24 protein-coding genes and 1 pseudogene are annotated in these 24,892 nt (G+C 59.9%); 12 read left to right on the top strand and 13 right to left on the bottom strand.

Annotated features, from left to right (window positions below; all coding sequences use genetic code 11):
• The first annotated feature begins 20 nt into the window (after window positions 1–20).
• From FHW37_RS19610 to FHW37_RS19620, 3 genes are all read left to right on the top strand, one after another.
• Window positions 21–1,526: a TRAP transporter large permease gene (locus tag FHW37_RS19610; RefSeq protein ID WP_145639498.1), complete on the top strand. Its 1,506-nt coding sequence runs from the start codon at window positions 21–23 to the stop codon at window positions 1,524–1,526.
• Window positions 1,527–2,079: 553 nt separating this feature from the next.
• Window positions 2,080–2,565, top strand: a complete 486-nt coding sequence (locus FHW37_RS19615) for a GNAT family N-acetyltransferase (RefSeq protein ID WP_145639500.1) — start codon at window positions 2,080–2,082, stop codon at window positions 2,563–2,565.
• A gap of 136 nt (window positions 2,566–2,701) precedes the next feature.
• The gene (locus tag FHW37_RS19620; protein ID WP_145639501.1) at window positions 2,702–3,544 is read left to right on the top strand and encodes an oxidoreductase; all 843 of its coding nucleotides are present in this window, start codon (window positions 2,702–2,704) and stop codon (window positions 3,542–3,544) included.
• A gap of 402 nt (window positions 3,545–3,946) precedes the next feature.
• Here FHW37_RS19620 and FHW37_RS19625 read toward each other — a convergent pair whose 3' ends face one another.
• A complete protein-coding gene (locus FHW37_RS19625) occupies window positions 3,947–5,065 on the bottom strand; it encodes a TRAP transporter substrate-binding protein (protein ID WP_145639504.1) in 1,119 nt (372 codons plus the stop codon).
• Between the two features lie 311 nt (window positions 5,066–5,376).
• Here FHW37_RS19625 and FHW37_RS19630 point away from each other — a divergent pair, with 311 nt between their 5' ends.
• Window positions 5,377–6,165 carry a gamma-glutamyl-gamma-aminobutyrate hydrolase family protein gene (locus FHW37_RS19630; RefSeq protein WP_145639506.1) on the top strand — a complete coding sequence of 263 codons (789 nt, stop codon included), beginning with the start codon at window positions 5,377–5,379 and terminating at the stop codon, window positions 6,163–6,165.
• Between the two features lie 40 nt (window positions 6,166–6,205).
• Here the strand turns inward: FHW37_RS19630 and FHW37_RS19635 are convergent, their stop codons facing one another.
• The 3 genes from FHW37_RS19635 to FHW37_RS19645 all read right to left on the bottom strand — a co-directional run bounded on the left by FHW37_RS19635 (window position 6,206) and on the right by FHW37_RS19645 (window position 8,932).
• Window positions 6,206–7,159 (bottom strand): 2-hydroxyacid dehydrogenase, encoded by a 954-nt coding sequence (locus FHW37_RS19635; protein WP_145639507.1) that lies wholly within the window; start codon window positions 7,157–7,159, stop codon window positions 6,206–6,208.
• Window positions 7,160–7,199: 40 nt separating this feature from the next.
• Complete coding sequence (locus tag FHW37_RS19640) at window positions 7,200–8,219, bottom strand: LacI family DNA-binding transcriptional regulator (protein ID WP_145639509.1); 1,020 nt, start codon at window positions 8,217–8,219, stop codon at window positions 7,200–7,202.
• 206 nt (window positions 8,220–8,425) lie between these two features.
• Window positions 8,426–8,932: a MarR family winged helix-turn-helix transcriptional regulator gene (locus tag FHW37_RS19645; protein ID WP_145639511.1), complete on the bottom strand. Its 507-nt coding sequence runs from the start codon at window positions 8,930–8,932 to the stop codon at window positions 8,426–8,428.
• Between the two features lie 84 nt (window positions 8,933–9,016).
• On the opposite strand from FHW37_RS19645, the gene FHW37_RS19650 reads away from it, so the two are divergent.
• Window positions 9,017–9,799, top strand: a complete 783-nt coding sequence (locus FHW37_RS19650) for a creatininase family protein (protein ID WP_145639513.1) — start codon at window positions 9,017–9,019, stop codon at window positions 9,797–9,799.
• A gap of 27 nt (window positions 9,800–9,826) precedes the next feature.
• On the opposite strand, the gene FHW37_RS34660 is transcribed toward FHW37_RS19650, so the two are convergent.
• A complete protein-coding gene (locus FHW37_RS34660) occupies window positions 9,827–10,234 on the bottom strand; it encodes a helix-turn-helix transcriptional regulator (RefSeq protein ID WP_432442883.1) in 408 nt (135 codons plus the stop codon).
• A 24-nt stretch (window positions 10,235–10,258) separates the two neighbouring features.
• A pseudogene (locus FHW37_RS34665) lies at window positions 10,259–10,788 on the bottom strand (cupin domain-containing protein); the annotation flags it as partial.
• A 63-nt stretch (window positions 10,789–10,851) separates the two neighbouring features.
• Between FHW37_RS34665 and FHW37_RS19665 the strand changes: the two are divergent.
• On the top strand, window positions 10,852–11,205 hold the full coding sequence (locus FHW37_RS19665; RefSeq protein ID WP_145639519.1) for a nuclear transport factor 2 family protein: 354 nt from the start codon (window positions 10,852–10,854) through the stop codon (window positions 11,203–11,205).
• Between the two features lie 75 nt (window positions 11,206–11,280).
• On the opposite strand, the gene FHW37_RS19670 is transcribed toward FHW37_RS19665, so the two are convergent.
• Window positions 11,281–12,834: a calcium-binding protein gene (locus FHW37_RS19670; protein WP_186458332.1), complete on the bottom strand. Its 1,554-nt coding sequence runs from the start codon at window positions 12,832–12,834 to the stop codon at window positions 11,281–11,283.
• Between the two features lie 315 nt (window positions 12,835–13,149).
• Here FHW37_RS19670 and FHW37_RS19675 point away from each other — a divergent pair, with 315 nt between their 5' ends.
• Complete coding sequence (locus FHW37_RS19675) at window positions 13,150–14,301, top strand: CobW family GTP-binding protein (protein WP_145639522.1); 1,152 nt, start codon at window positions 13,150–13,152, stop codon at window positions 14,299–14,301.
• A 58-nt stretch (window positions 14,302–14,359) separates the two neighbouring features.
• Entirely contained in the window at window positions 14,360–15,346 is a 987-nt protein-coding gene (locus FHW37_RS19680; protein WP_145639524.1) for a WD40 repeat domain-containing protein, read from the top strand.
• A gap of 82 nt (window positions 15,347–15,428) precedes the next feature.
• Here the strand turns inward: FHW37_RS19680 and FHW37_RS19685 are convergent, their stop codons facing one another.
• Window positions 15,429–15,728, bottom strand: a complete 300-nt coding sequence (locus FHW37_RS19685; RefSeq protein ID WP_210249308.1) for a hypothetical protein — start codon at window positions 15,726–15,728, stop codon at window positions 15,429–15,431.
• Between the two features lie 258 nt (window positions 15,729–15,986).
• Between FHW37_RS19685 and FHW37_RS19690 the strand changes: the two genes are divergently transcribed.
• Window positions 15,987–17,156, top strand: coding sequence for a hypothetical protein (locus tag FHW37_RS19690; protein ID WP_145639527.1), 1,170 nt, complete (start codon window positions 15,987–15,989; stop codon window positions 17,154–17,156).
• Window positions 17,157–17,186: 30 nt separating this feature from the next.
• On the opposite strand, the gene FHW37_RS19695 is transcribed toward FHW37_RS19690, so the two are convergent.
• Both FHW37_RS19695 and FHW37_RS19700 read right to left on the bottom strand, forming a co-directional pair.
• Window positions 17,187–18,344 carry a GGDEF domain-containing protein gene (locus FHW37_RS19695; RefSeq protein WP_145639528.1) on the bottom strand — a complete coding sequence of 386 codons (1,158 nt, stop codon included), beginning with the start codon at window positions 18,342–18,344 and terminating at the stop codon, window positions 17,187–17,189.
• 64 nt (window positions 18,345–18,408) lie between these two features.
• Window positions 18,409–19,446, bottom strand: a complete 1,038-nt coding sequence (locus FHW37_RS19700; RefSeq protein WP_145639530.1) for a serine hydrolase domain-containing protein — start codon at window positions 19,444–19,446, stop codon at window positions 18,409–18,411.
• Between the two features lie 262 nt (window positions 19,447–19,708).
• On the opposite strand from FHW37_RS19700, the gene FHW37_RS19705 reads away from it, so the two are divergent.
• The 3 genes from FHW37_RS19705 (at window position 19,709) to FHW37_RS34515 (ending at window position 22,322) form a co-directional block, all read left to right on the top strand.
• Window positions 19,709–19,984 (top strand): hypothetical protein, encoded by a 276-nt coding sequence (locus FHW37_RS19705; protein WP_145640143.1) that lies wholly within the window; start codon window positions 19,709–19,711, stop codon window positions 19,982–19,984.
• Window positions 19,984–20,223 carry a hypothetical protein gene (locus FHW37_RS19710; RefSeq protein ID WP_145639531.1) on the top strand — a complete coding sequence of 80 codons (240 nt, stop codon included), beginning with the start codon at window positions 19,984–19,986 and terminating at the stop codon, window positions 20,221–20,223. The genes FHW37_RS19705 and FHW37_RS19710 overlap by 1 nt, the downstream gene beginning before the upstream one ends.
• A gap of 257 nt (window positions 20,224–20,480) precedes the next feature.
• The gene (locus FHW37_RS34515; protein ID WP_145639532.1) at window positions 20,481–22,322 is read left to right on the top strand and encodes a methyl-accepting chemotaxis protein; all 1,842 of its coding nucleotides are present in this window, start codon (window positions 20,481–20,483) and stop codon (window positions 22,320–22,322) included.
• An 86-nt stretch (window positions 22,323–22,408) separates the two neighbouring features.
• On the opposite strand, the gene FHW37_RS19720 is transcribed toward FHW37_RS34515, so the two are convergent.
• The 3 genes from FHW37_RS19720 to FHW37_RS19730 form a co-directional block, all read right to left on the bottom strand.
• Window positions 22,409–23,098 carry an OmpW/AlkL family protein gene (locus tag FHW37_RS19720; RefSeq protein WP_145639534.1) on the bottom strand — a complete coding sequence of 230 codons (690 nt, stop codon included), beginning with the start codon at window positions 23,096–23,098 and terminating at the stop codon, window positions 22,409–22,411.
• A 152-nt stretch (window positions 23,099–23,250) separates the two neighbouring features.
• On the bottom strand, window positions 23,251–23,904 hold the full coding sequence (locus tag FHW37_RS19725) for a cysteine hydrolase family protein (protein ID WP_145639535.1): 654 nt from the start codon (window positions 23,902–23,904) through the stop codon (window positions 23,251–23,253).
• Between the two features lie 295 nt (window positions 23,905–24,199).
• Window positions 24,200–24,769 carry a GNAT family N-acetyltransferase gene (locus FHW37_RS19730; RefSeq protein WP_145639537.1) on the bottom strand — a complete coding sequence of 190 codons (570 nt, stop codon included), beginning with the start codon at window positions 24,767–24,769 and terminating at the stop codon, window positions 24,200–24,202.
• Window positions 24,770–24,892: the final 123 nt, after the last annotated feature.

Consider the following 24,892-nt stretch of genomic DNA (forward strand, 5'->3'; position numbering starts at 1 on the left):
GGAACGGGCGAGGATAACCCATGTTTGAATTCGGAATAATGCCGCCAGCCATGTTCATCGGCATGATCATCTTCATGCTCTATGGCTTCCCCGTGGCCTTTTCACTCGCCGCCGTCGGCATGTTCTTCGGGTTGCTCGGTGTCGCCACCGGCCATTTCGAGTTCGCCTTTCTGCAGGCGCTGCCGCTGCGCATCTTCGGCAATATCATTTCCAACGATCTGCTGCTCGCCATCCCCTTCTTCACATTGATGGGCGCGATCCTCGAGCGATGCGGACTGGCAGAAGACCTGCTCGAAGGCACCGGCAAACTGTTCGGCGCCATTCCAGGCGGCCTTGCCTATGCCGTCATCATCGTCGGCGCCATCCTCGGCGCCATTACCGGCACGGTCGCCGCCTCGGTCATCACCATGGGCGTGATCTCGCTGCCGATCATGCTGAAATATGGCTACAATCCCCGCCTCGCGACCGGTGTCATTGCCGCGTCCGGCACCATCACCCAGGTCATCCCGCCGTCGCTGGTCCTGATCATTCTTGCCGACCAGCTCGGGAAATCGGTTGGCGACATGTATCTCGGCGCGATCGGTCCTTCGATCCTGCAGGTCGCGATTTTCCTCGCCTTCATCCTCGGCCTGTCAATTTTCCGCCCGAAGGACGTGCCGGCTCTGCCTCCGGAAGCCCGCGGTGAGCTGAATGCGGCTCTCGTGATAAGGGTTCTGTGGGGCATGATCCCCTCGATCGTGCTGATCTTCCTCGTCCTCGGTACCATCTTCATGGGCCTTGCGACCCCGACGGAAGCAGGAGCGCTCGGTGTCGTCGGCGCCATGGTGCTTGCCGCCATGCACCGCCGCCTCACCTGGGATCTCACCCAGCAGGCCATGCACTCGACCATGACGATCACCTCCATGGTCGTCTTCATCCTGGTCGGCTCCACCTGCTTCAGCCTTGTCTTTCAGGGCATGAATGGCGGTCTATGGATCGAGTTCCTGCTCAGCCACGTGCCGGGCGGCGTGGTCGGCTTCCTGATCTTCGTCAATATCTTCGTCTTCTTCCTGGCATTCTTCCTGGATTTCTTCGAAATCGCCTTCATCGTCCTGCCGATGCTGGCGCCGGTCGCGAATTCACTCGGCATCGACCTGATCTGGTTCGGCGTGCTGCTCTGCGTCAACATGCAGACATCGTTCATGCATCCGCCGTTCGGTTTTGCGCTTTTCTACCTGCGCTCGATCGCCCCGAAGACCGTCAAGACAAGAGACATCTATCTTGGCGCCATACCGTGGCTGTTCATGCAGCTGATTCTGGTCGCGATCATCATCTTCTGGCCGGAATCCGTCACCTACTGGCTGGACAAGGCGCCGGATGTGGATCTGAACACGATCAAGATCGAGGTACCGGGCTTCGGCAGTGGCAGCGGCAATAACCAGATGCCCAATTTCGGCCTGCCGCCGATGGACGGCGCTCCCGGTCAGCCGGCACCCGGCCTTGCACCCATGCCAAACTTCGGTGAGCCACCCAAGGTCAACCCTTGAGGGTGCTACACTTGCTTCCAGGTGGGCAGGCGAGTATATTTGGAGTGGAGGACAGGGCGGAAACCCTGCCCTCCTTTGCTATCTAGACAAGAAAATGAACCGGATTGCTATGGACCAGCTCATCCGGTTTTTCCTGACTGACAACGTAATGCTCAGTGGTCTCCACATCGCATTACCTCCAGTTCGAGAGCAAGGCTCTTGCCTAAGTCGGTGAAGCCCGTCTTCACCGATGCTCCGGCTGGTCAGGGAGCGATCTGCTTTTGCTCTCAAACATCGCACGCCTGCGATTAAGGTTGCAATTGTGCAGAAATGCAACCTAAAACCATTTCTGATTGCAATCGCGTTGACAACGGCAGGCCAACTGTTAGCTTCGCCATCATGAAACTCGCCACGCCAACCCTTTCGCGCCGACGCCGCACCATCGTGCAGGGCGTTTTCGTGCGCGCGGGCCAGCGAGTGATTTAAGAACCTTTTCACTCCATTTCCCGATCGAGAACCACCCTGCCCGCCATCCGGCCGGCAGGTTTTTTGTTATGTACGACAAGGACCTACCATGTCTCTGGAAAGCCATCTGGAATTCAGATCAGCGAGAACCGAGGACGCAGATGCGATCCGTGACGTCGTCCGCGCTGCCTATGCGCGCTGGATACCTGTCATCGGCCGAGAACCGCTGCCGATGAAGGCCGATTACCAAAAGGCCGTCAGTGAACATCGCATCGACCTGGTCTGTTCGGCGGAAAGCATAACCGGCCTGATCGAGATGATGCTGCGCGAGGACCATCTCTGGATTGAGAACGTTGCCGTCAGCCCTGAGCAACAAGGCAAGGGCCTGGGACGCCGACTGCTGGCCCATGCCGAAACCATCGCGAAGGAAAACGGACTGTCCGAGGTGCGCCTTCTGACAAACGCGGCTTTCGTTTCAAATGTCCGTCTCTATGAGAAAACCGGTTACGTCATCACCGCATCAGAGTCCTTCATGGGCGGCACAACTTTACATATGAGCAAATACCTCCTGCGAGACGCTCGAACGATTGGTTAGATTTATTAACCAGAGCATACACATTGGCGGCATTCTCATAACCACCAAAGCTTCTATTTCCTGTCGTGGGTGACAAACGCGCCTTGGCGCATCGGCCGAAAATACGGCCTGCACCGTGCGACAAGAAGGAAACAACATGACAACCGAAAATCCCGTCTGGCTCATTACCGGCGCCTCCTCCGGCCTCGGCCTTGCCTTGGCCGAAGCCGTTTTGAAGCGCGGCTGGCGTGCCGTTCTAACGGCCCGCCGACCGGAAAGCCTCGAAGAACTCGTTTCACGCTACGGCAATCAGGCCCTCGCGATCAGCCTCGACGTGACCGACAAGGCATCGATCGACAAGGCCGTCTCGGCCGCAGAAACGCAGTTCGGCGCGATCGACGTCCTCGTCAACAGCGCCGGCTACGGTTATCTCGCGGCGATCGAGGAAGGTGACGACCGGGAAATCCGCGACCAGTTCGACACCAATGTCTTCGGGCTTGTCGACGTCACCAAACGCGTCCTGCCCGACATGCGCGCCCGCCGAAAGGGCCACATCTTTAACATCTCCTCGCTTGGCGGCCTCGTCGCCTTTGCGGCAACCGGTTATTACCACGCCAGCAAGTTCGCCGTCGAAGCCCTGTCGGAATCGCTGGCCCAGGAAGTCGCACCGCTCGGCATCCGCATGACGATCGTCGAACCGGCCGCTTTCCGCACCGACTGGGCGGGCCGCTCCATGGTGGAGGCAAAGACTGTGATCGACGACTATGCCGAGACCGCCGGCAAGCGACGGGCAGCAACCCGCGCCGTGTCCGGCAACCAGCCGGGCGACCCCGCTCGCGCCGCTGCCGCGATCATCAAGGCCTATGAGGCGCCCGAAGCGCCGCTGCGCCTGCTTCTCGGCGCACTTGCACTGAAAGTTGCCAATGCAAGACTGGATGCGCTGAAGGTCAATTTCGACGCCTGGTCCGACACGACGCTGAGCGCCGATTTCCCGTCGTAAACCCGCCGAAATAGCCATTCCCTTGTCAGAAAAAGGCGCGAGGCGTATATTCGGAGTGAGGGCAGAGTTGGCGCTCTGCCCTCACGGACTACTTCGTTAAGAAGTTGACCCGGAACGAGACTGACCAGCCTGTCCGGGTCTTCCTAACCCATAGCGTAATGCTCAGTGGTTTCCACATCGCACTACCTCCGGTTTGAGAGCAAGGCTTTTGCCTAAGTCGGTGAAGCCCGTCTTCACCGATGCTCCGGCTGGCCTCGGAGCTGTCTGCTTCTGCTCTCCAACATAGTGAGAATACGCGGCGGCCCGGCAGAGTCGAGGAAAAGCAACCAAAGGTGGAGAGCCAAGTGCAAAAAAGCCCGGACCTCTCGATCCGGGCTTTGTAAAATGGTCGGCCGGAACCGATCAGATCTTGCCGTTGCGCTGCTGGATCATCATGAAGGTGTCGAACGTGTATTCCGACAGCTGCATCCAGAGGTAACCTTCCTTCTTGAAGGCCACCTGATCCTCGTAGACCTTCTTGAACATCGGGTTCTTGGCGGAGATGTCCTTGTAGACCTCCATCGCCGCATTGTAGCAGGCTTCAAGAATGTCCTGGCTGAAGGGCCGCAGCGTCGTTCCCTGCGAAACGATCTGCTTGATCGCCGTCGGGTTCTTCGTGTCGTATTTCGCCATCATGTTGGTGTTGGCAAAGGCACAGGCATCCGTCAGCGCGGCCTGATACTGTTTCGGCAAGCTGTTCCACTTCTCCAGATTGATGAAGGAATGGATGGTCGGGCCGCCTTCCCAGAAGGCGGGATAGTAGTAGTACTTCGCGACCTTGTAGAAGCCGAGCTTGTAGTCGTCATAGGGACCGACCCATTCGGCCGCATCGATCGTGCCTTTTTCGAGCGCCGGATAGATATCACCGCCGGCGATCTGCTGCGGCACGGCACCGAGCTTCTCGAGCACCTTGCCGGCAATGCCGGCGATGCGCATCTTGACGCCCTTGAAGTCGTCGACCGTGTTGATCTCTTTACGGAACCAGCCACCCATCTGCGCGCCCGTATTACCCGAAGGCAGGCCATAGATGTTCTGCGTGGCGTAGAACTCGTTCATCAGCTTGTTGCCGTTGCCCTGGTAGAACCAGGCATTGTTCAACCGTGCATTGAGGCCGAACGGGATCGCCGTGCCGATCGCATAGGTCGGATCCTTGCCGACGAAATAATAGGAGCAGGTATGGCACATCTCGACGGTGGAATTGCTCACCGCGTCCTGCGCCTGCATGGCCGGCACGATTTCCGCAGCGGCAAAGGGCTGGATGGTGAAATTGCCGTCGGTCGCCTCGGCAACATGCTTGGCAATATCCTCCGCGCCGCCATAGATCGTATCCAGTGACTTCGGAAACGACGAGGTGAGACGCCAGCTGACCTTGGGGTTGGCCTGCGCGATGGCAGGTGCCGAAAGCGGCACGGACAGGGCGGTTGCGGCTGCAGCACCGGCACCGCCGATAGCCGCCTTCTTCAGAAATGAACGACGATCCATGAATATCCTCCCTTGTTAGGTAAGGCCGCGAAGTTTTTCCCTCCCGCTTCGCGGACCATGCAACGAGGTAAACATGCCGCCCAAAGGCTTGCAAGCGCGGGCTGTGGCATTGGTCGGCGCCGGGGGCTATTTGCGCTTATACTTTGGTCGGACATGGGGATATTGGCGTTATCCGCCACTATACCTGCGACTTTTTTGGGCGAAACAGTGTTTTATCCGCGCACTCTCTCGTGCATAAGCCATCGCTTGACTTGAGAGCCGCTCTGGCGGCAAAACGGGCCATACTGAAGCTGCCCGCCGGAGAATACCTGATGCCGAAACCCGTAGTCGCCGTCCCTGCCGATATCCGCGTGATCGAGGATGCGATCTGGCACGCAGCCCCAGACCAGTATCTGAAAGCGGCAGCCAAGGTCGCCGGCGTCATGACCCTGATCGTTCCGGCCTTCGAGGAAGGCAATGATATAGACAGCATTCTCGACCGGGTGGACGGCGTCCTGGTTTCGGGTGCGGCCAGCAATGTCCATCCCTCGCTCTACGGCAAGGAAGCGACCGAGATCGACGGGCCTTTCGATCCTGCGCGCGATGCGACCTCGCTGCCACTGATCCGCCGCGCCATCGAGCGTGGCATTCCGCTTCTCGCCATCTGCCGTGGCATCCAGGAACTGAACGTTGCCCTCGGCGGCACGCTTGCAAGCGAGATCCAGGAGCAGCCCGGTATCTGGGACCACCGCAAGCCGCCGGTTCCGGAACGCGACGGCATGTATGCCATTCGTCAACCGGTCTTCGTCGAGGAAGGATCGTGCATCGCCAACTATCTCGGCCTTGCAGGAGAGGTGCAGGTCAATTCGCTGCACCGCCAGGCCATCGCCGAAACGGCGCCGCGTCTGAAGGTGGAAGCGACGGCAGAGGACGGCACTGTCGAAGCCGTCTCGGTGATCGACGCCAAGAATTTCGCCGTCGGCGTGCAATGGCATCCGGAATACTGGGCGGAAACGGATGCCCCGTCCCGCGCCCTCTTCGAAGCTTTTGGCGAGGCGGTACGCGCCTATGCTGGCCGCTCACAGGGCAAGCAGGACATGCCGATCGCCCGCGCCAGCTAAGCCGGTTCGCGAGCGGCCAGAACTGCCCTGAAGGTGTCGCTTACTTCTTCACCGGCGTTTCCGGCACCGGTGTAAGAACCGTCTTGTCCTTGAACCAGCCAATCAGGTTGTCGACGACCAGATCGGCCATGGCATTGCGCGTCGGCACCGATGCGGAAGCGACATGCGGCAGCAGGCTCGCATTGTCGAGCGCGATCAGTTCTGCCGGAACCTGCGGTTCGGCGAAGAACACGTCGAGACCGGCTGCAGCAATCGTCCGTTCACGGAGAGCAACAACCAGCGCTTCCTCGTCGACACTGCTGCCACGGCCGACATTGATGAACACGCCGTTCGGACCGAGCGCCTTGAAGATTTCCGTATCGATGATCTTGAAGGTCGACGGTGTGCCCGGCGCAATGTTGATCAGCGTATCGACGGCCCCGGCCATCTCCTTCAGCGACGGATAATAAGTGTAACCGACATCGCTGCGCTGGCTGCGCGTATGATAACCGATCGTCACCTTGAACGGCTCAAGCCGCCTGGCGATCTCCAGCCCGATGCGGCCAAGGCCGAGAATACCGACAGAACGCCCCTTCAGCGACAACGGAGACAGCGCAAACGGGCCCTCTTTCGCCCAGCGTCCTTCGCGCAGATAGTTTTCCGCACGCGGCAGCTGGCGAAGCGTGTTGAGCAGGAGGGCGATGGCCGTATCGGCCACTTCGTCATTCAGCACGTCGGGCGTATTGGTGACAATGATGCCGCGTTCCGCCGCCTTCGCAGTGTCGGTGCCGTCATAGCCGACACCAAAGCTCGAAATCACTTCCAGATTGGGAAAGGCGTCGATCATCGCCGCATCGCATTTGCCGGACACTGCAATGCCGCGAACGCGGTTCTTCTGGTCTGCATCGAGCGCATCGACGGAACCGTTGATCACGTCGAAAACCGTCTTCAGGCGATCGAGCACGCGCGGGTTGATACGGCCCGGCACAAAGATGGCGATAGGGCTTTCCGACATGATGCAAACCTCTTTGAATGATGGACAGTTTTGGGAAAAATCAGCGTGGCCGGCAAATTCCGGTCGATTGGCGGATGCGCATTTCAGGCCGGATCAGATGGATACCGTCCGGTTCATGGCTGCCGGCGAGACGGTCGAGCAGCGCACGCGCGGCAAGCCGGCCGACATCCGCCTGCTGGTTGGAAACCGTCGTCAGCGCCGGCATGGAGATCGCCGCCTGTTCGAGGTCGTCGTAGCCGGTGACCGAAATATCCTGGCCGACGATGAGACCAGCGCGCGCAATACCGTTCATCAGGCCGATCGCGACAAGATCGTTCCAGCAGACGGCGGCCGTCGGCTTCTGTGGCAGGGAGAGGAAATTGACGGCCGCCTCATAACCGCCCTGCATCGAGCGGGGGCCGGGAATACGCAGGTTCGGATCGACCTCGATATTGGCCTTGCGCAGTGCGTTGACATAGCCCTGGTAACGGTCACGGCCGGTCGAGGTCTGATCGGTACCGCCAATCATCGCGATCGTCCGGTGCCCGAGCCCGATCAGATGATTGGTGGCAAGAGAAATGCCGTAGCTGTCGTCGCCGCGATAGGTCGGCAGGTCGACGCCGTCCATCGTACGGGCAACGAGAATGGCCGGCATGCCGTTCTGTTCGGCGAGCTTCACGTCCTCGATCGGCGTACCGATTGCCGGCGACATGATGACGCCGTCGCCGCCGAGCTGCAGCAGCGTCTCGATGAAGGTGCGCTGCTTTTCGACCGAGTCGTAATGGTTGGAGAGAATGAACGTATGACGGCTGCGGTCGAGTTCGCTCTCGATCGCCTTCAGGATTTCCCCGTAGAACGGGTTCATCACGTCATGCACGACAACGCCGATAATGCCGGAGCGGGAGGTTCTGAGACTGGCGGCACGGCGGTTGTAGATATAACCGAGCGTCCGCGCCTGTTCCTTGATCTTTTCCCGTGTATCTGCGGCGACGAGCGGGCTATCGCGCAAGGCGAGCGAGATGGTGGCGGTTGAAAGACCGAGGCTTTCGGCGATCGTCGACAGTTTGATCTTCTGAGCCATGCTTTCCCCGTTACCCTCTCCCCATACGCGCCCACGCCGTTATCCGGCGGCGGCTTTAAATTTTAAATAAACAATTTAATTCCATGCGACAATCCTGTGACGGTCATTTCACAGCAGCGGCCAAAGAGCGCATGGATGGAAAGCCCCGCGCAAATGACGCGGAGCTCTGATCGACCGAAGATGAAAAAGTTGAAGCTCGACGACGGCTATTCGTCGTCTTCGTCCGCATTGGAATCGGAATGCAGGTTCTGGTCCACGACCTTCAACAGCTTCAGAAGCGTACGGACTTCCTTGTCGGACAGTCCGTTGACGGCCTGCGCACCGCAATCGGCGACCGAACGGCCGATCTGCTCGACACTCCTCATCCCCGAATCGGTGAGGAAGACCTTTGTCAGCCGGCCATCGCTTTCGTCCGAACGACGCTGCAGGAAGCCCTGAGCCTCCATGCGGCCGATCGTGCGCGTCATCGTCGGCGCCTTGACGCCGAGCCGGGCCGCGAGCTGCCCCGGTGTCATGCCCTCTTCCTCGGCAAGCGCCAGAATGACGCCATCCTGGCCGGCATAAAGCCCGCTTTCACCAAGACTGCGGGAAAGCGCGGTGCGCATCGATCGGGCTGCCTGCGTGATTGCCGGCGCGAGATCGGCGGCGGAAAGGTTGGCGCCGTCCTTCTTCTTGCCGGACTTCGATTTTTTCTCGCCCTTTTTCTTGCTCATCGGCTCCGCCTGTTTTGCCGCGGTAAGGTCGGCGTTATATCTCTAGCCGCGCTATCCATATCGAAACCCTGAATTGGCCGCCAGATGTCGCATCCCCTACCTGCCTATCATGACAATGATCTCACGACTGCGTCCACAGAAAGACGCGATTGGATCGCCGTCCTGCCACTTGGCGCCCATGAACAACACGGGCCGCACCTGCCGTTCGAGACCGACACGCTGATCGCCGAAGGACTCGTCTCGCGCCTGATTCCTGCTTTGCCCAAAAACCTGCCGGTCACCTTCCTTCCCGTTGAAAAAATTGGTTATTCCGTCGAGCACATGGATGTGGCCGGCACGAAAACGCTCGCCTTCGACGAAGCTGTCACCCGCTGGCTCGGCATTGCCGAGACACTACACGAAAAAGGCATCCGCAAGCTCGTCATGCTCAATGCCCATGGTGGCAATTCGCCACTCATGACGATCGTTGCGACGGAGGCACGCATCCGTTTCGGCATGCTGGCGGTCGCGACAAGCTGGACGCGATTCGGCCAGCCGGACGGCTGGATCTCGCCGCAGGACAAGGCGATCGATATCCATGGCGGCGATATCGAGACTTCCGTCATGCTGGCTCTCTGGCCTGACAAGGTTGACATGAAGAAAGCGGAAAACTTTTCGTCGCGCCAATCCGTCTTCACCGAAAGGTTCAAACATCTGCGCGCCTATGGGCCGCATGCCTTCGGCTGGAAAATGTCTGACCTCAACGAAAAAGGCGTCGCCGGCAATGCGAGTGCTGCAACGGCCGAACGGGGCGAACAGCTGGTCGCGCATGCTGTGAAGGGAATTATCGAACTCTTCGAGGATGTGGCAAAGTTCGACGAATTCTGAAAGCTGCGGACGCCGGGCGTACAGCCTCTAATCCTCGGGCCCACCTTCCCGGAACTGCTTTGGAGAACAGCCGACAATCCGGCTGAATGCCGTGCTGAAAGCGCTCGACGACTGGAATCCCAGTTCCAGCGCAATCTCCCCGACCGTGGATGCGCTGGACCGAAGCGCATCCCGCGCCAGCGCCATCCGCCATTGCTGGATATATTCGATCACCCCCATGCCCATAATCGTGCTGAAGCGGGAAGCGAAGCCAGATCGCGAAAGGCCGCAGAGGCGCGCCAACGTTTCGACCGACCATGGATGTGCGGGCTTTTGATGGATTGCGGCAATCGCTACGGCAAGCTTGGGATCGGCAAGCCCCGCAAGCAAGCCGGTCTCGCGCTCATCCATATCGATCGCAACCCGCCGCAGGGCCTCGAGCAGGATAAGCTCCATCAGGCGCCCGACGAAAAATTCGCTCCCCGGGTTTTGGGATCGGCTTTCCTCAGCATTCATCGCCAGAAGCGCCTTCAGATGCCCCGAGGTTTTGGGATCGCCCGCATTCAACTTCACGACCTGCGGCAGCATGCCCATCAGCAGCATTTCGTTGGCAGCATTGAAGACGAAGCGCCCGCCCCGCAACATGACCGGCTCGCCGCCATCGCCATCTCCGACGCTCATATGCAGGCGCCCGGTGGCCGAGACGAGCGCCGCGCTGTCAAGCGGGGCAGCGCCGGGATCGGAGGCAAGTGTGAACGGCGTTGATGTGCGCACGAAGGCGAAATCATGCGGCCGCAAGGGCATCGCTCGGCGTCGGGACGCAGAAGCACACATGCGCCGCTTTCGACCCAGCAGAACAGAAGATCATCCCGCTTGGGAAAGCTCACGCCCCATCGGCCGGCCGCATCGATGCCCGACCAGAGCGTTGCCTTCGGCCTCAACAAGCGGATCAATCCGGACAGCGGATCGCCCGAATATTGGACGATCGATAAACGATCATGGCTCTTCAATTATCGACCGCATCCCCTGCATGCCTAGAATGACGCTATCACGATAACGCAACGGAGATCATCATGACAGCGACCATTCAGGAACTCTGGACCATTTATGCCGACGCATGGCGAGATGTTTCGCCGGAGGAGCGGCAGCGCCTTCTCGACGCATGCCTTGTCGACGACGTGACGTTCACATCACCGGACAACAACGATCAGGGGATTGCCAACTTCATACCTGTTCTGGAAAAATTCCAGAAAACCTTTCCGGGTGCCTATTTCGAGACGACCGACCTGATCGTTCAGAACAACCAGTCGCTTGCGACCTGGGCCATGACCGACCGGGCCGGGACCGTGCTTTTGAATGGCCACAGCTATGCCCGCTACGGCGAGCAAGGACGCATTGTCCATCTGGCCGGGTTCTGGCAGGTCTGAAACGGACCATCAATTTCCGAACCGACAGAGATCCGCCCGGGCATATCAGCCCGGCCGGATCGATTGCAAAAACCGTCAGGCGATGATGTCAAAATTGTCGGCCGTGAGTTTCAGGCCATGGTCGAGCGTCGCGAACTGCACGGCCTTGCCGGCACCGCTGCCATCGGCATCGTACCAGAGCTTGCCGCTCGCCTTGTCATAGATGATGCGGTCGGAGGCATCATGCGCCTTCCTGCCGATATAGAAGGCGTCGTCATCGAGATCGCCGACCTTGCCGATCTTCTTGAAGATGTCGTCGTCCAGCGCGATCACATCGGACTTCACCGCAAGATCGTCGATCCTGTCGATATTGGTCGAGCCAAGCTTGGTGGTGAACTGAAAAGTGTCCTTGCCGGCGCCGCCGATCAGCACATCCTTTCCCAGACCGCCATTCAGCACGTCATTGCCGCTGCCGCCGGAAATGGTGTTGGCGAGCTTGTTGCCGGTCAGGATATCGGCCTTCGAGGAACCGGTCAGGTTCTCGATCGACGAATAGGTATCGCCCTTGGCATCGCCGGCATTAAGGCGGGACGCACCGAGATTGGCCGTCACACCCTTGGTCGCGCCGGCATAAGAGGCCGTATCCGTTCCCGCGCCGCCATAAAGCTTGTCGGCGCCGGATCCGCCGATCAGTACGTCATTGCCATTGTCGCCGTAGAGGCTGTCATTGCCGGAGCCTCCGTCCAGCGTGTCCTTGCCGTCGCCGCCGGACAGGATGTCGTTGCCGGCATCGCCATAAAGCTTGTCGTCACCCGCCTCGCCGTAAAGCCTGTCGTCACCGATCTCGCCACGGATCAGGTCATTGCCCGTGCCGCCCCAGCCGACATCATTGCCGCCACCGAGATAAAGCTGGTCATTGCCGCCACCGCCGAAAAATTCGTTGTCGTTGTAGCCGAAGGCGATCGTATCCTTGACGGTATCGGTGATGATGTCGTCATAGGCCGAGCCGATGACATCGGTAAAACCGCCGATCGAATCTCCTTGCGCATCGCCGCCAACCCCGGTCGTCGCCGAGCCATAGGTGATGCTGATTGCCACGCCTGCACCAGACGATGCGTAAGAGACAGTATCTCCGGCATCGGCGCCGCCATAGAGAATGTCGGCCCCTGCCCCGCCTTCGATCAGGTCGACACCGGCGCCACCGCTGATATCATCATTGCCGGCGCCGCCATAAAGCTTGTCGTCACCATTCTGGCCGCCGATCTTGTCATCGCCGGCGCCGCCATAAATCGTGTCATTACCCGCGCCGCCATCGATCGTATCGGCACCGCCGGCGCCGTCGGCGGTCTGGTCGCCATAAAGGACGTTATCCAGCTCATTGCCCTTGATCACGTCGACGCCATTGCTGCCGCGAGCGTTCTCGATCGAACCGTAAACGATCAGGCGGTTGCCGGTCGTCGAAAGCTCGTAAGATCCGGCAGCCGCTGTGGCATGGCCATTCTCCGTGCTCCACGCAAGATCGATGCTGGTCGGGTTCGGAAAGACGCTGTTGAAGGTCAGCGTATCTATACCGCTGCCATCATCGTTGATTTCCTTGGTGGGCTGGCCGGACAAAGCCAGCGTATCAATCACATAGGTATTGTCTGCCATGAGAGCTTCCCTGAAATATTGCGCTGGACCGGCAGCATAATCTCGCCGCTGCGGCATTTATTACTGGGACTATGCTAGCTTCTTTTCCCGTTCTTTCCAGATATGCTTTTGTGAAATCGCTAATTTTAGCGATATGCTCATCGATACGGCACCCAATACGGTATCGAAACACCGCAGGCATGCGCCATCCGGCCGTTACGTAATTCCGTAACGACAAACCCTTTGAACTCGCCCCGGCTTGTCCTTATATGGAGCCGACAAGCTTTTGCGCCGCCCGGCGCCTCCTCAAAGTCACCAAAGTCATCGAGGTTTTCCATGACCGACACAGCCACGACCAAGCCCATTCCCGTTACCGTGCTCACGGGCTATCTCGGCGCCGGCAAGACGACGCTTCTCAACCGCATTCTTTCCGAAAGCCACGGCAAGAAATATGCGGTCATCGTCAACGAATTCGGCGAGATCGGCATCGACAACGACCTGATCGTCGAGTCGGACGAAGAAATCTACGAAATGAACAATGGCTGCGTCTGCTGCACGGTGCGCGGTGACCTGATCCGCGTTGTCGAAGGCCTGATGCGCCGCCCCGGCCGCTTTGACGGCATCATCGTCGAAACCACCGGCCTTGCCGATCCGGTCCCGGTCGCCCAGACCTTCTTCATGGACGATGACGTCCGCACCAAGACCGAGCTCGACGCCGTCGTCGCACTGGTCGATGCAAAGCACCTGCCGCTGCGCCTCAAGGATAGCCGCGAGGCTGAAGACCAGATCGCCTTTGCCGATGTCGTCCTCATCAACAAGACCGATCTCGTGACGCCGGAAGAACTGGCCGTCGTCGAGGATGTCGTGCGCGCCATCAACCCGACCGCCCGCGTCTACAAGACCAGCCGTTCGGGCGTCGATCTTGCCCGCGTTCTCGACCAGGGTGCTTTCAACCTGGAACGGGCGCTGGAAAACGATCCGCATTTCCTCGACCACGATCATGAAGACCATGTCTGCGGCCCGGACTGTGGCCACGACCATCATCATCACGATCACCATGGCCACCATCATCACAACCATGATCATGGGCACGACCACGATCACCACCACCATGATCACGATCATGACCATCATCACCATGACCACGGCCCGATGTCGCCGATCCATGACGTGACGGTAAAGTCGATCTCGCTGCGCGGCGGCGAGATGAACCCGGACCGTTTCTTCCCCTGGATCCAGAAGATCACCCAGACCGAAGGCCCGAACATCCTGCGCCTCAAGGGCATCATCGCCTTCAAGGGCGACGAGGAACGTTATGTCGTCCAGGGCGTGCATATGATCGTCGAAGGCGATCACCAGCGCCCGTGGAAGGATGGCGAGAAGCGCGAAAGCCGCCTCGTCTTCATTGGCCGCGAACTCGATTTCGACAAGATCGAAAAGAGCTTCCTCGCCTGCCAGGCGGCGGCGACCGAAACCGCGCCTGCATGATCATGAACATTCCGATGAATTCCAGATATAGGGCCGCCCCAATGGGGCGGTTTTTCTGATGCCGACAGTTGCTCCGCTTGATCTCGAAGGCCATGTCGTCGCCGCCCATTTTCTCGGTGACGTCCCGTTTTTCGCCACTGCCGCAGGCACCATCCATCGTCTGGACGAAGGTGAGAAGGTGACCGAGGCCCATCAGGGTCTGCTCACCTGCATCCGCGATCCGTTCAGCCAGACGCTGCTGACGGGCGGCGAGGATGGCAAGGTTTTGCGCATCGGTCGCGATGGCGAAGCCAAGGTGATTGCCGAGGTACCGCGCAAATGGATTTCCGTCGTCGCCGGCGGCCCGCAGAACGCGGTCGCCTATGCGCAGGGAAAATCCAGCTTCGTCGTCCAGAACGACGGTTCGGTGAAGGAATTCAAGGAAGAACGCAGCGTCGAAGGGCTCGCCTTTGCGAGCAAGGGCCTGCGCATCGCCGCCGCGCGTTATAACGGCGTCTCGCTGCATTGGGTCGGCACCAGCGCTCCGGCACAGGATCTGGACTGGAAGGGCGCCCATACCGGCGTCACCTTCTCGCCCGATGGCCGCTTCCTCGTCACCATGATGCAGGAAAACGCCCTGCATGGCTGGAAGCTCGACGGCAAGCAGGGTGAAAACCGCCATATGCGGATGACCGGCTACCCGGCCAAGGTCAAGTCGCTGTCCTGGTCGGTCAAGGGCAAGTGGCTCGCCTCTTCCGGCGCACCGGCCGCCATCGTCTGGCCGTTTTCGGCCAAGGACGGTCCGATGGGAAGAGCGCCGCTGGAACTGGGCACCCGTGCGAACATCATGGTGTCGCAGGTGGCCTTCCACCCGGCCGAAGAGGTTCTTGCCATCGGCTTCGTCGACGGCATGATTCTCGGCGTCCGCATCTCCGACAGCAAGGAGGCATTGCTGCGGCGACCTGGAAAGGGCGGCATTACCGGCATGAGCTGGAGCTCCAGCGGCAAGCTACTTGCCTTCTCGTCTGACGCTGGGGACTGTGGCGTCATCGATATTTCCGCCTGATCGGCTTGTCGGGCGTTTACCGCCGCCCGATCGCGGCCGGAAAGTGGGCGGGCCCCACACCGGCCCGCCCACCCCTGGCACCTTAACGACGATTCTTGTTCTTAGAATTGTCGTTATTGTTGCCCGAGAGAATGCCCAGGCCCAACAGGCTGTTGCCGTTGTTGCCCGACAAGATGGCATTTCCATTCAGGATGGAATTGCCGCTGAGGATGCCGCTCAGAACGCTGGTATTGCTACCGTTCAGAACGCTGATGCCCGGAGCGACGGCGATCGCGCCGCTGCCGATGCCACCCTTGCCCCCGGACAGAAGCCCGCCGGCCGAAGCCTGCGAGACAACTGCTGCCGAGAGCACGACAGCGATGGATATCATCTTGATTTTCATAACTTTCTCCCAGTTAATCAGCGCGATGTTGCGCAAGTCAGACCATAATATTAGCAATTTATTATGCAATAACATGCGTAAGTTATAATAAATCATTAAGCCTAATAGACCGGGTTTTATTAAAATTCGAATGATTTGAACTTCGGCTTTACTTGCGCTTCTTTTCGCAACGACGAAGACACGCGCAAAGCGTGCATAAGGCTTTCATTAATCATCTATCTATAAGGTTTTGCTTATTTAGATGATGCGAAGGCCAAAATGCCCCGGCTTGTTCCTTTTCTTCTCTCGGCCTGCTTATGCGCGCCCGCGATCCCGCTCGCGGCGGCCGAACTGAACTTTGATTACGACCTGCGCGCCGGGCACAGTTCCAACCTCTTCGAGGACACCAACAAGCTGTCCGGCTCCTTTGTGGAGGCCGAAGGGAAGCTGCGCGGCACGATCGATATCGATGGATCGGATTTCACCTACGCGCTCTGGCACCGCGAAAAACGCCTGTCGCGCTATCATTTCGGCAATGAGAACGCGACCGGCGTCAATCTCGGTTACAAGACGAAGCTCGGCGACAATGTCACGCTCACACTAGAGGGCGCCGCCTCGCGCACCACCGACGGAGACGTGCTGGTCGCCGTCCCCGGCACGGTGGTCGGTTATCGCTCGACGGATCTGAATTATGCACTTGCGGGAAGCCTTGCCGCCGAGTTCTGGGGTGGCAAGAACACGCTGACGGCGACCGTCAACCAGCTCGATCGCGGCAAGGCGAAGTTCACGACCAACCTTCTCCTTCCTTCGAAGATCGAAGCAGATGTTGCCTCGATGGATCTGACGGCAACCCATATCCGGCCCGCGCTCTCCGGCGAGGTCGGTTTCACCGTTGCCTACCGCTCGTCCTATGTGCCGACGCTCGAACAGACGAAGCTGTCGCGCTTCCCGGCCTCCGTCCTGCGCGGTTCCATCGCCTACGGCCGGCAGCTTGCCCCGAACCTGACGCTGATTGCCGAATTCGGCGCAACCGCAATCGACGGCGATGAACTCGGCTCGAATGTCCGCCGTGTCAGACCCTATCTGCATACGGCGCTGGAATGGAAGGCGACCGACCGGCTGGGGCTCGCCGCCGGTTACGACCGCGATTTCGGCATTACCGATATCGACGATCCGCTCGGCGAATATATCGGCACCTGGAAGCTGGCCGCGGGCCTGAAGCTGACCGACAGCCTCAACGCCAAGCTCGCCTACGAGATCGCCTCCAGCGAATGGATGTATTATCTCTACAATACCGAAACCCGCCGGCTCGTCGGCACGGTCTCCTGGCAATTCGCCAAGAACCACCGGCTGGAACTCGAATACCGCCACATCGACCGTAACGAGAAAAACGATCAGGAGAATTTCACCAGCCAGCAATATCTGGCACGTGTCGCGGGCTCTTTCTGATCCGACGCCATCGGGAAGCAGTGCCGGCGGTCAGGCCGCCAGTTCCGGACTATAGACATCGACACCGTCGCGGCCGTCGCGCTTGCGGCGGTAAAGCGCCTGATCGGCCTGATGCAGCAGCGACGGCAGATCGACCGTGCCGCCGGCCTGCGCAGCCGCGCCAATGCTCAATGTCGGGCGGATCGGCAGGGCCGCGTCGAGCCCCGCCGTGCCGAGCGAGAAGGCGATCCGCAGGTTCTCCGCCACAAGCACCGCCTGTTCCAGCGACCGGCCCTTGAGAACGACGACGAATTCATCACCGCCATGGCGGGCTATCAGCCCGCTTGCCCCGACGACGCTGCCCGCAGCCTGTGCAAAGGCGCGCAGCACCTTGTCGCCGATCGCATGGCCGCAATTGTCGTTGAATTCCTTGAAACGATCGAGATCGACCACCAGAACCGCAATCGGCATCGTCGTTGCCGCGGAAAACCAGCGCGCCAGGCCACTGCGATTGAGCACACCCGTTAACGGATCGCGATACGCGGCATCCTGAAGGCGGAGATTGGCGCGCTCCATCCCCATCAGCATGATCAGCATCGAGCGCAGCGTCACGAACAGAAGCGCCGAAAGACCGATCAGTGCATGCAGGCCATTCCCCGGCTGGAACAGGCCCATATCTCCGAGCTGGCCGTTATGCGCCATGATCGAGCGGGAAATATACATGGTGGCCGTCGTGCCGAACAAAGCCGCGGTCAGCAGCGCCGAGGTCAGCCCCTCGTCGCGCCAGAGACGAAAGGTCTCCCGCACGACGGTGAGATCGATCATCGCAAAGATCAGCGACGAAAAGGCAATGCGCTGGCTCCACTGTTCCGGCCCGTCCATCAGCAGAAGCGGCACATTGATGGCGACGATCGCGGCCAAAAGCAGCGGCGCATCGACACGCCGCCCGGCAAAGATCCTGAGCGATACGGGCAGAAGAAGGCAGCCGACAATCGTCAGGCCGTTGCCGGCTTGCGTGGCGACAAGATCCGGCACAAGGCCGCGAAACGCGATGAAAAGCGAACCGATGCCGATCAGGATATTGCTGGCGCTCCAGACGGCGAGCCAGCGTTCGAAACGGCCGGTGAAATAGGCAAAGCACTGGAACAGTCCAAGCACGATGCAGGCGATCGCCGTCATCGCATATATCGTCCGCAGATCGAACGTCATGGCCGCCCCCGAATAACCGCGCAGACCATAGCGCCAACCGCTTTCGAGATCGTACCGGCAACCGTTAGATTTTTAACGATCGACCCACATCGATGATGTCGGCAAGCAGATTGTGCAGCTCGTCCCGGTAGCCGCTGCGCGCCGAAGGACCGCTGTCGCTCGAGGTCATGACCACGGTCAGGTCGAGCCGTGGCACGATGTAGAGCATCTGCCCGCCATAACCCCAGCCGAACTTCACCTCCTCGCCGCCGATCGTGCGCAGGAACCAGCCATATCCGTAACCGTCGCCGCTATAACGTGATGTGGTGCGCGGCATCCACGACTGTTCGATCCAGGCTTGCGACACGACCTGTTTCCCATCCCGGCCACGACCGCCATTGCGATAGAGTTCGCCAAAGGCCAGCAGCGAGCGCGCTGTCATCGCCATCTGGTTGCCGCCGAGATAGACGCCCTGCGGGTCACGCTCCCATGCGCCGATATGAAAGCCTTCGACAGAACCGAGCCAGTCCTTCGCCAAAGACAGGGTGGAGCGACGCCCTACCCGCGTGAGGATGGCGGAGAGAAGATGTGTCGAGGCCGTGGAATAGAGCATGTCGCCGCCCGGCTCGCCATCGAAGGGCTCGGCCAGCGCAAACCGCACCCAGTTGCGGCTCGAAACCCAGCGGCCGTAATTCGGCCCCGACATGCGCGACAATCCCGCCTGCATGGAAAGAAGATTGCCGATGGTAATCTCGTTGACGCGCGGATCGGCATTGGCCGACAGGTCGGCTTTCAGGATCGGCGCGACCTTCTGATCCGGACCGGAAAGCAGTCCCTTGTCGATCGCGATACCGACTAGACAGGATATGATCGATTTCGATGCAGACTTGATATTCGTCGAGGCATTGAGCGCATGGCCGTTATAGGCCCGCTCAGCGACGATCCCGCCATTCCGACAGACGAGAACGACCTTCAGCGCCTCGAGCCCCGCCGCCCTTTCGAGCGGTGCATTGAAACTGGCAGGAGGCCGCGGCGTCAGCGGCGAGGAAGGCTGCTGGGCGAAGCTGCGCGAGGCGGCAGCAGCAAAAGGCAGGGAGAGCAAGGCGGTGCGTCGGGTTATCATTCCACCAAGAATAGGCCGCCTTTCCGGCCACGACAGGGCAAATCCCTTCGACTCACGCCAAGGTGATGCCCTGTGAAACATCATCCGACTGCGGCACGATGTGAATCGGTGGAGCTTTTGCCGGCGCTGCCAACTACGGATGGAACAACGCTCTCGGGCGGTGTAAGAAAACGCCGCGCAGTCCTGAACGGCAAGCGCCGGATGTTGGAAGACCGTTCCCCGTAACGGCCCGGCAGCCGCATTCGAGACGATCGGAAAGATGATGGCCAAGGCACCGAAAGAACCCAAGACAGAACATTCCGAACTGGCGGGCGAATTCACCGATGACGGTATCACCGTGCTGGTCGATATCTATCGCGAGGCAGGCACCCAGGGTGACTGGACGATGGAAGTGATCACCGAAGAGGACGACGTCACCTCCTGGGACGAGCCCTTCGCCACCGACCGCGAGGCTTTCGACGAATTCCTGGCAACTGTTGAGCGCGACGGTATCCGCTCCTTCTTCGGCGAAGCCGATCCGGAACCTGCGGTGCATTGATGAAAAAGGTCGAGGATCTGATCACCGCGGCCAGAACGGTGCATGACCGTTATGCCGCCGGGCGCATGGAGCGCGATATCGTGCGCCAGTGGGTGATCGGCCTCAGCTCCTATCCGGAGCCGCATGGCGCCCACGTGCAGGCCGCGATCACCTGGTTCCGACCTTCGCGCGACGGCACGGATCCGGTCGAGGTGAAGATAGCCGATCTTGCCAAACTGCAGGCGATCTACCAGTCCTGAAGGTCTCGGCGCCTGCAATTGCTGCCAAGACCATAAGCTCTATCCGGCGCCCATTCCCCGCAATTCTCCAAAAATACCGTGCCGATCCGAAGCATCGTAAAATATTATATTAGAGATTAATAAAACAACTAAAAATAGGTTAAGCTAAATTATTAAATATTGGGCGGAATACTTAAGGCTCATGATTCGCAACAGAAATTCCGCGCGGGCGGAAGTTCGATGCAAAAGTCTGTTCAACTCCGACCGTTTGGGCCGCCATGTCTTTGTTGCAGCATTTCAGCATCCGTACGAAAATCCTTTGCCTTCTCATTCCGACCGGACTGATCGGCATTGCCGGCGTCGGATATGTCTCGACCAATTACAAACATGCCGACACAACCTATTCCGACTTTATCGGCCGCAATGCGCGCTCGGAAATCAACGTGGCGATTGCCAGCCAGCGGCTGGTCGCCATTGCCTATGACGTGCATCAGATCTACCTGCATGAAGCCGGTTCGAAGGAACTGGAGCGCGCCAAGGCGGACTATGGTGCCAGCAAGACGCGACTGTTCGGCCTGTTCGATGCCGCCGAGGCGGTCTCCCCGGATGCGGCGTCGATAGACAGTTTCCATAGCGATTCGAAGGCGATTGCCGCGGTACTCGACGGTGTTCTGATCGCCCTCGATGGTAGCCGGATCGAAGAAGCCAAGGCCGGGCTCATCAAGGCCGATACTATGGTCGATACCCTCCTGCCCCGCATGCGCGACTGGATCAACAAGTCGAGCGACGTCATCGACCGGCAGACCGAAGAGTTGAGGCAGCATACCAACCAGACGATCACCTATTCTCTCAGCGCACTGGCCGTGATCTTCGCAGCCGGCATCGTCCTGTCGATGATCGTCAATCGCCGCGAGATAACCGCGCCGCTCGGTCGGCTGCAGGCCAGAATGCGATCCTTGGCGGCCGGCGAGACCGAGGCCCCGGTCCTTGGCCTCGACCGTCGCGACGAAGTCGGTTCGATGGCCAAGGCCGTCTCCGCGTTCCGCGACAATGCCATCGAGCGCATTCGGCTTGAGGCCGAGGCGGAAGCCGGCCGCAGCCTTTCAGAAAAGACCAAGGCAGAACACGAAGCCCAGAAGGCCCGCGAAGCCGCAGATATCAGGACTGTCGTCGACGCCCTCGGCGGCGGCCTGAAGGCTCTTGCAGGTGGCCATGTCGGTTATCGCATCAACCAGCCTTTCGCACCCGCCTTCGATGAATTGCGCATCAATTTCAACGCATCACTGAAAACCCTTCAGGATGCGCTGATGACGGTTGGCCAGAATGCCCGCGCGATCGATGCTGGCGCCGGCGAGATCCGCAGCGCAGCAACCGATCTTTCAAAACGCACGGAAGAACAGGCAGCATCCGTCGAGGAAACGGCGGCAGCGCTGGAGGAAATCACCACCACGGTCAAGGACTCGACGAAGCGCGCCGAGGAGGCCGGCAGGTTCGTGGCGCGTGCCCGCGAAACGGCCCAGCAGTCGGGCCAGATCGTCGCGAGCGCAGTCTCGGCAATGGAAGAGATCGAAAAATCCTCGGCCGAGATCACCACCATCATCTCGGTGATCGACGACATTGCCTTCCAGACCAATCTTCTGGCGCTGAATGCCGGTGTCGAGGCAGCCCGGGCAGGCGAACAGGGCAAGGGATTTGCGGTCGTGGCCCATGAAGTGCGCGAGCTGTCACAGCGCTCCGCCACCGCCGCCAAAGAGATCAAGGCCTTGATCAATGGTTCCGGCGACCAGGTCCGCAACGGTGTTGCCCTGGTCGGACAGGCCGGCGACGCGCTGAAACTGATCGTCACGGAAGTCCAGGAGATCAACCGCCACGTCAGCGCCATCGTCGAGGCGGCGCGCGAACAGTCGACCGGGCTGCAGGAAATCAACAAGGCCGTCAACACGATGGACCAGGGTACGCAGCAGAATGCCGCCATGGTCGAGCAGTCGACGGCGGCAAGCCATGGCCTTGCCAAGGAAGCCGCATCGCTGGCGGCGCTTCTCGGCCATTTCACCTTCGACAATGCGAACACAAACTCGGCCAGCATGCCGGAACCGGCACGCCGAGCCATGCGAGCCTGAAATTCAGGCCCGCTTGTCTTCGAGAAAATGGCGCGGCCCCTCCCTGCCCCAGGCGGGACCGCGCCTCCGCTTCCGTCTTCTTCTTGTCAGAAGCGGTAGGTGACGCCAGCGCCGATCAGCCAGGGATCGAGCTTGGCCTTGCCGGTCAGATGACCGACGCCATCGAGATCAGCCGACCAGTTTGTCTTCAGGAAGATCTTCTTGACGTCTAAGTTGACGCCCCAATGCTGGTCGATCATGTAGTCGAAACCCGCCTGAAGGGCGACGCCGAAATGGTTGTCGATATCGAGGTTATGAAAACCCGGCTTTTCCGATTCGCCGTAGAACAGCGAGTAGTTCACGCCGGCACCGACATAAGGCTTGAAGTTGCCGAAATCGGTGAAGTGATATTGCAGGGTCACCGTCGGCGGCAGAAGCCAGGTCTTGCCGACCGGCACGCCCACAGCGCCATCTTCCTTGATATGCGCGAACGTCGTTCCGAGGATCAGTTCGGCCGCAATATTCTCGGTGAAGAAATAGCTGATATCGAATTCGGGAACGACCGTGTCGGAATAGGAAAGATCCGAACCGGGAATACCGTTAATCGAACCCTTGTCATTGGTGATCACACCGAGTGCGCGCACGCGGATCTGCCACGGGCTCTGCGCAGCGACACTTTCCTGCGCGGCCGGCGCCTGATCCAGCGGCATCATATCCGCGGCCTGCACTCCGAATGCGAAAAAAACGGCACCCGCGCCCGCGATCCATCTCAGATACCGCGCCCCATTCATGCTCATTGCCCTCTCCTTGAATCGACATTGAATTACAAGCGAAGGAGTAGGACTGCGGGGAAGCGGCCGGATTGACCAATATCAACGAATGCGATGCAAACCGGCAGTGAGGCAAAAAGGCCGCAGGTTGAACCTGCGGCCAGAACGGCAAACCGAGATCAGAACTTGATCTGGCTGAACTGCGTCAGCGTGGTTTTTGCCGAAACACCCGGCGCATGGGTGAAATGCCAAGCCACATATTGTTCGGCATAAAGCTCGGTCGAGGACATGCCGTCGACCGGCACGACGACGTTCATGCCGGTAAAGGCCGCCTGCGCACCGGTATTAAGAACCGCACCCTCGGAGGCCGTGCCGGTGACGATGACCGTCTTGATGCCCTTGGCTTCGAGAAGCTTGCCGAGATCGGTATTGATGAACTTGTTCGGACCAGACTTGACGACCGGGTCATCCGATTTCGGCGCGATCGCCGTGGCGATATCCGCCTTTTCACCGGCGCCGCCGAGCGTATAGACGATATAGACGCCGGCCTTGCGGGCTTCCTCCAGGAAGGCCTGAACCTTGGGCAGGGAGGCGAGGCAGCGCGGCTTGTTGTCCTTGTTGCAGGGGCCCTTCGTGGCATCCTGCGCGCCGTTGAAATCCAGCAGCAGAAGCGCCGTCGTCTTGGCATCGAGGGTAGCCGGCTTGAGCTCAGGCGCCGCCGGCACCTTCACCTTGCTCCAGTCGTCGATGATCGTTTCGGCCTGCGCCGGCATGACCGACAGAGTGGCAAACACCAGCGCGCCTGCGGCCGCTGCGATTTTGGGGAAGAACATGACGATAGTCTCCTGTGTGGGTCGGGGGGACTATCTGTGCGCCGTCACCGAAGCGTCAAGCCGGTCACAGGATATTGCTGGGGTGTGAGAGACGCGTGATCCATATGTCGCCAAATGGAAAACCCCGCTTCCCGTTTGAAGGGGAAGCGGGGTTCGGCAGATCGTGAAGCGGGAGGCCAAATACCGGGAGGGCGAGTGTTATTGGTGGTTCGTCTTGTCTCGCCTGTCCCTGTTTCGCGATGTCGTTATTCCCGAGGCGGCGCGCTGAACACCACCGCCGTCAGGGTGACATGCGTCAGGCCAGTTTGCGTCCGCTTGCGACGATCATGCCGGCGGCACCATCAAGCCAGCCGGCCTTCAGTTCCAGCGCCAGGAAACGGGCGCGGTCAGAGGGGCCAGGCATGACAAGGTGCCGGGTCTTGTCGGCAAAGAAGCCGAAACGCTCGTAATAGGCGGCATCGCCGACGAGCAGGATGGCGCCGTGGTCGCGCTTCTGCGCTTCTGCAATGGCGGCCTTCATCAGCGCCGCACCGATACCCTTGCCCTCATGGGCCGAATCGACGGCCAGCGGGCCAAGCAGCAGCGCATCGATCGGCTGACCATCGGCGGCAATGCCTGCTTCGATGTTCCAGAGGCGGACGGTGCCGACGACATGGCCATCGCCGTCGCGCGCAACCAGCGCCAGGCCTTCGGCCGGCAGGCGGCTGCGGCGGATCTTTTCCGACGACTTCAGACGACGATCCGGGCCCATGGCGCGGTCGAGCAGAGTTTCGCGGGCAACGACATCGGCCGAAGTCTCGGCATCGATCGTGTAGGTGGTAGCGGGCGCAAAGAATGCGCGTACAGAATCAAGAACAGTGGCCATCCTGGCCTCCCGCGCTCAAAACCGATTCAAACGGTATCGACGGATCATTGTGGATTGGCCAGCTCCGGCTGAATACGGGGCTGGCAGAGGCGAGAACCGCCTGGAGAATAACGCCAGTTAGAT

Source organism: Neorhizobium alkalisoli, assembly GCF_007829835.1.
In the GTDB taxonomy this organism is placed as follows: domain Bacteria; phylum Pseudomonadota; class Alphaproteobacteria; order Rhizobiales; family Rhizobiaceae; genus Neorhizobium.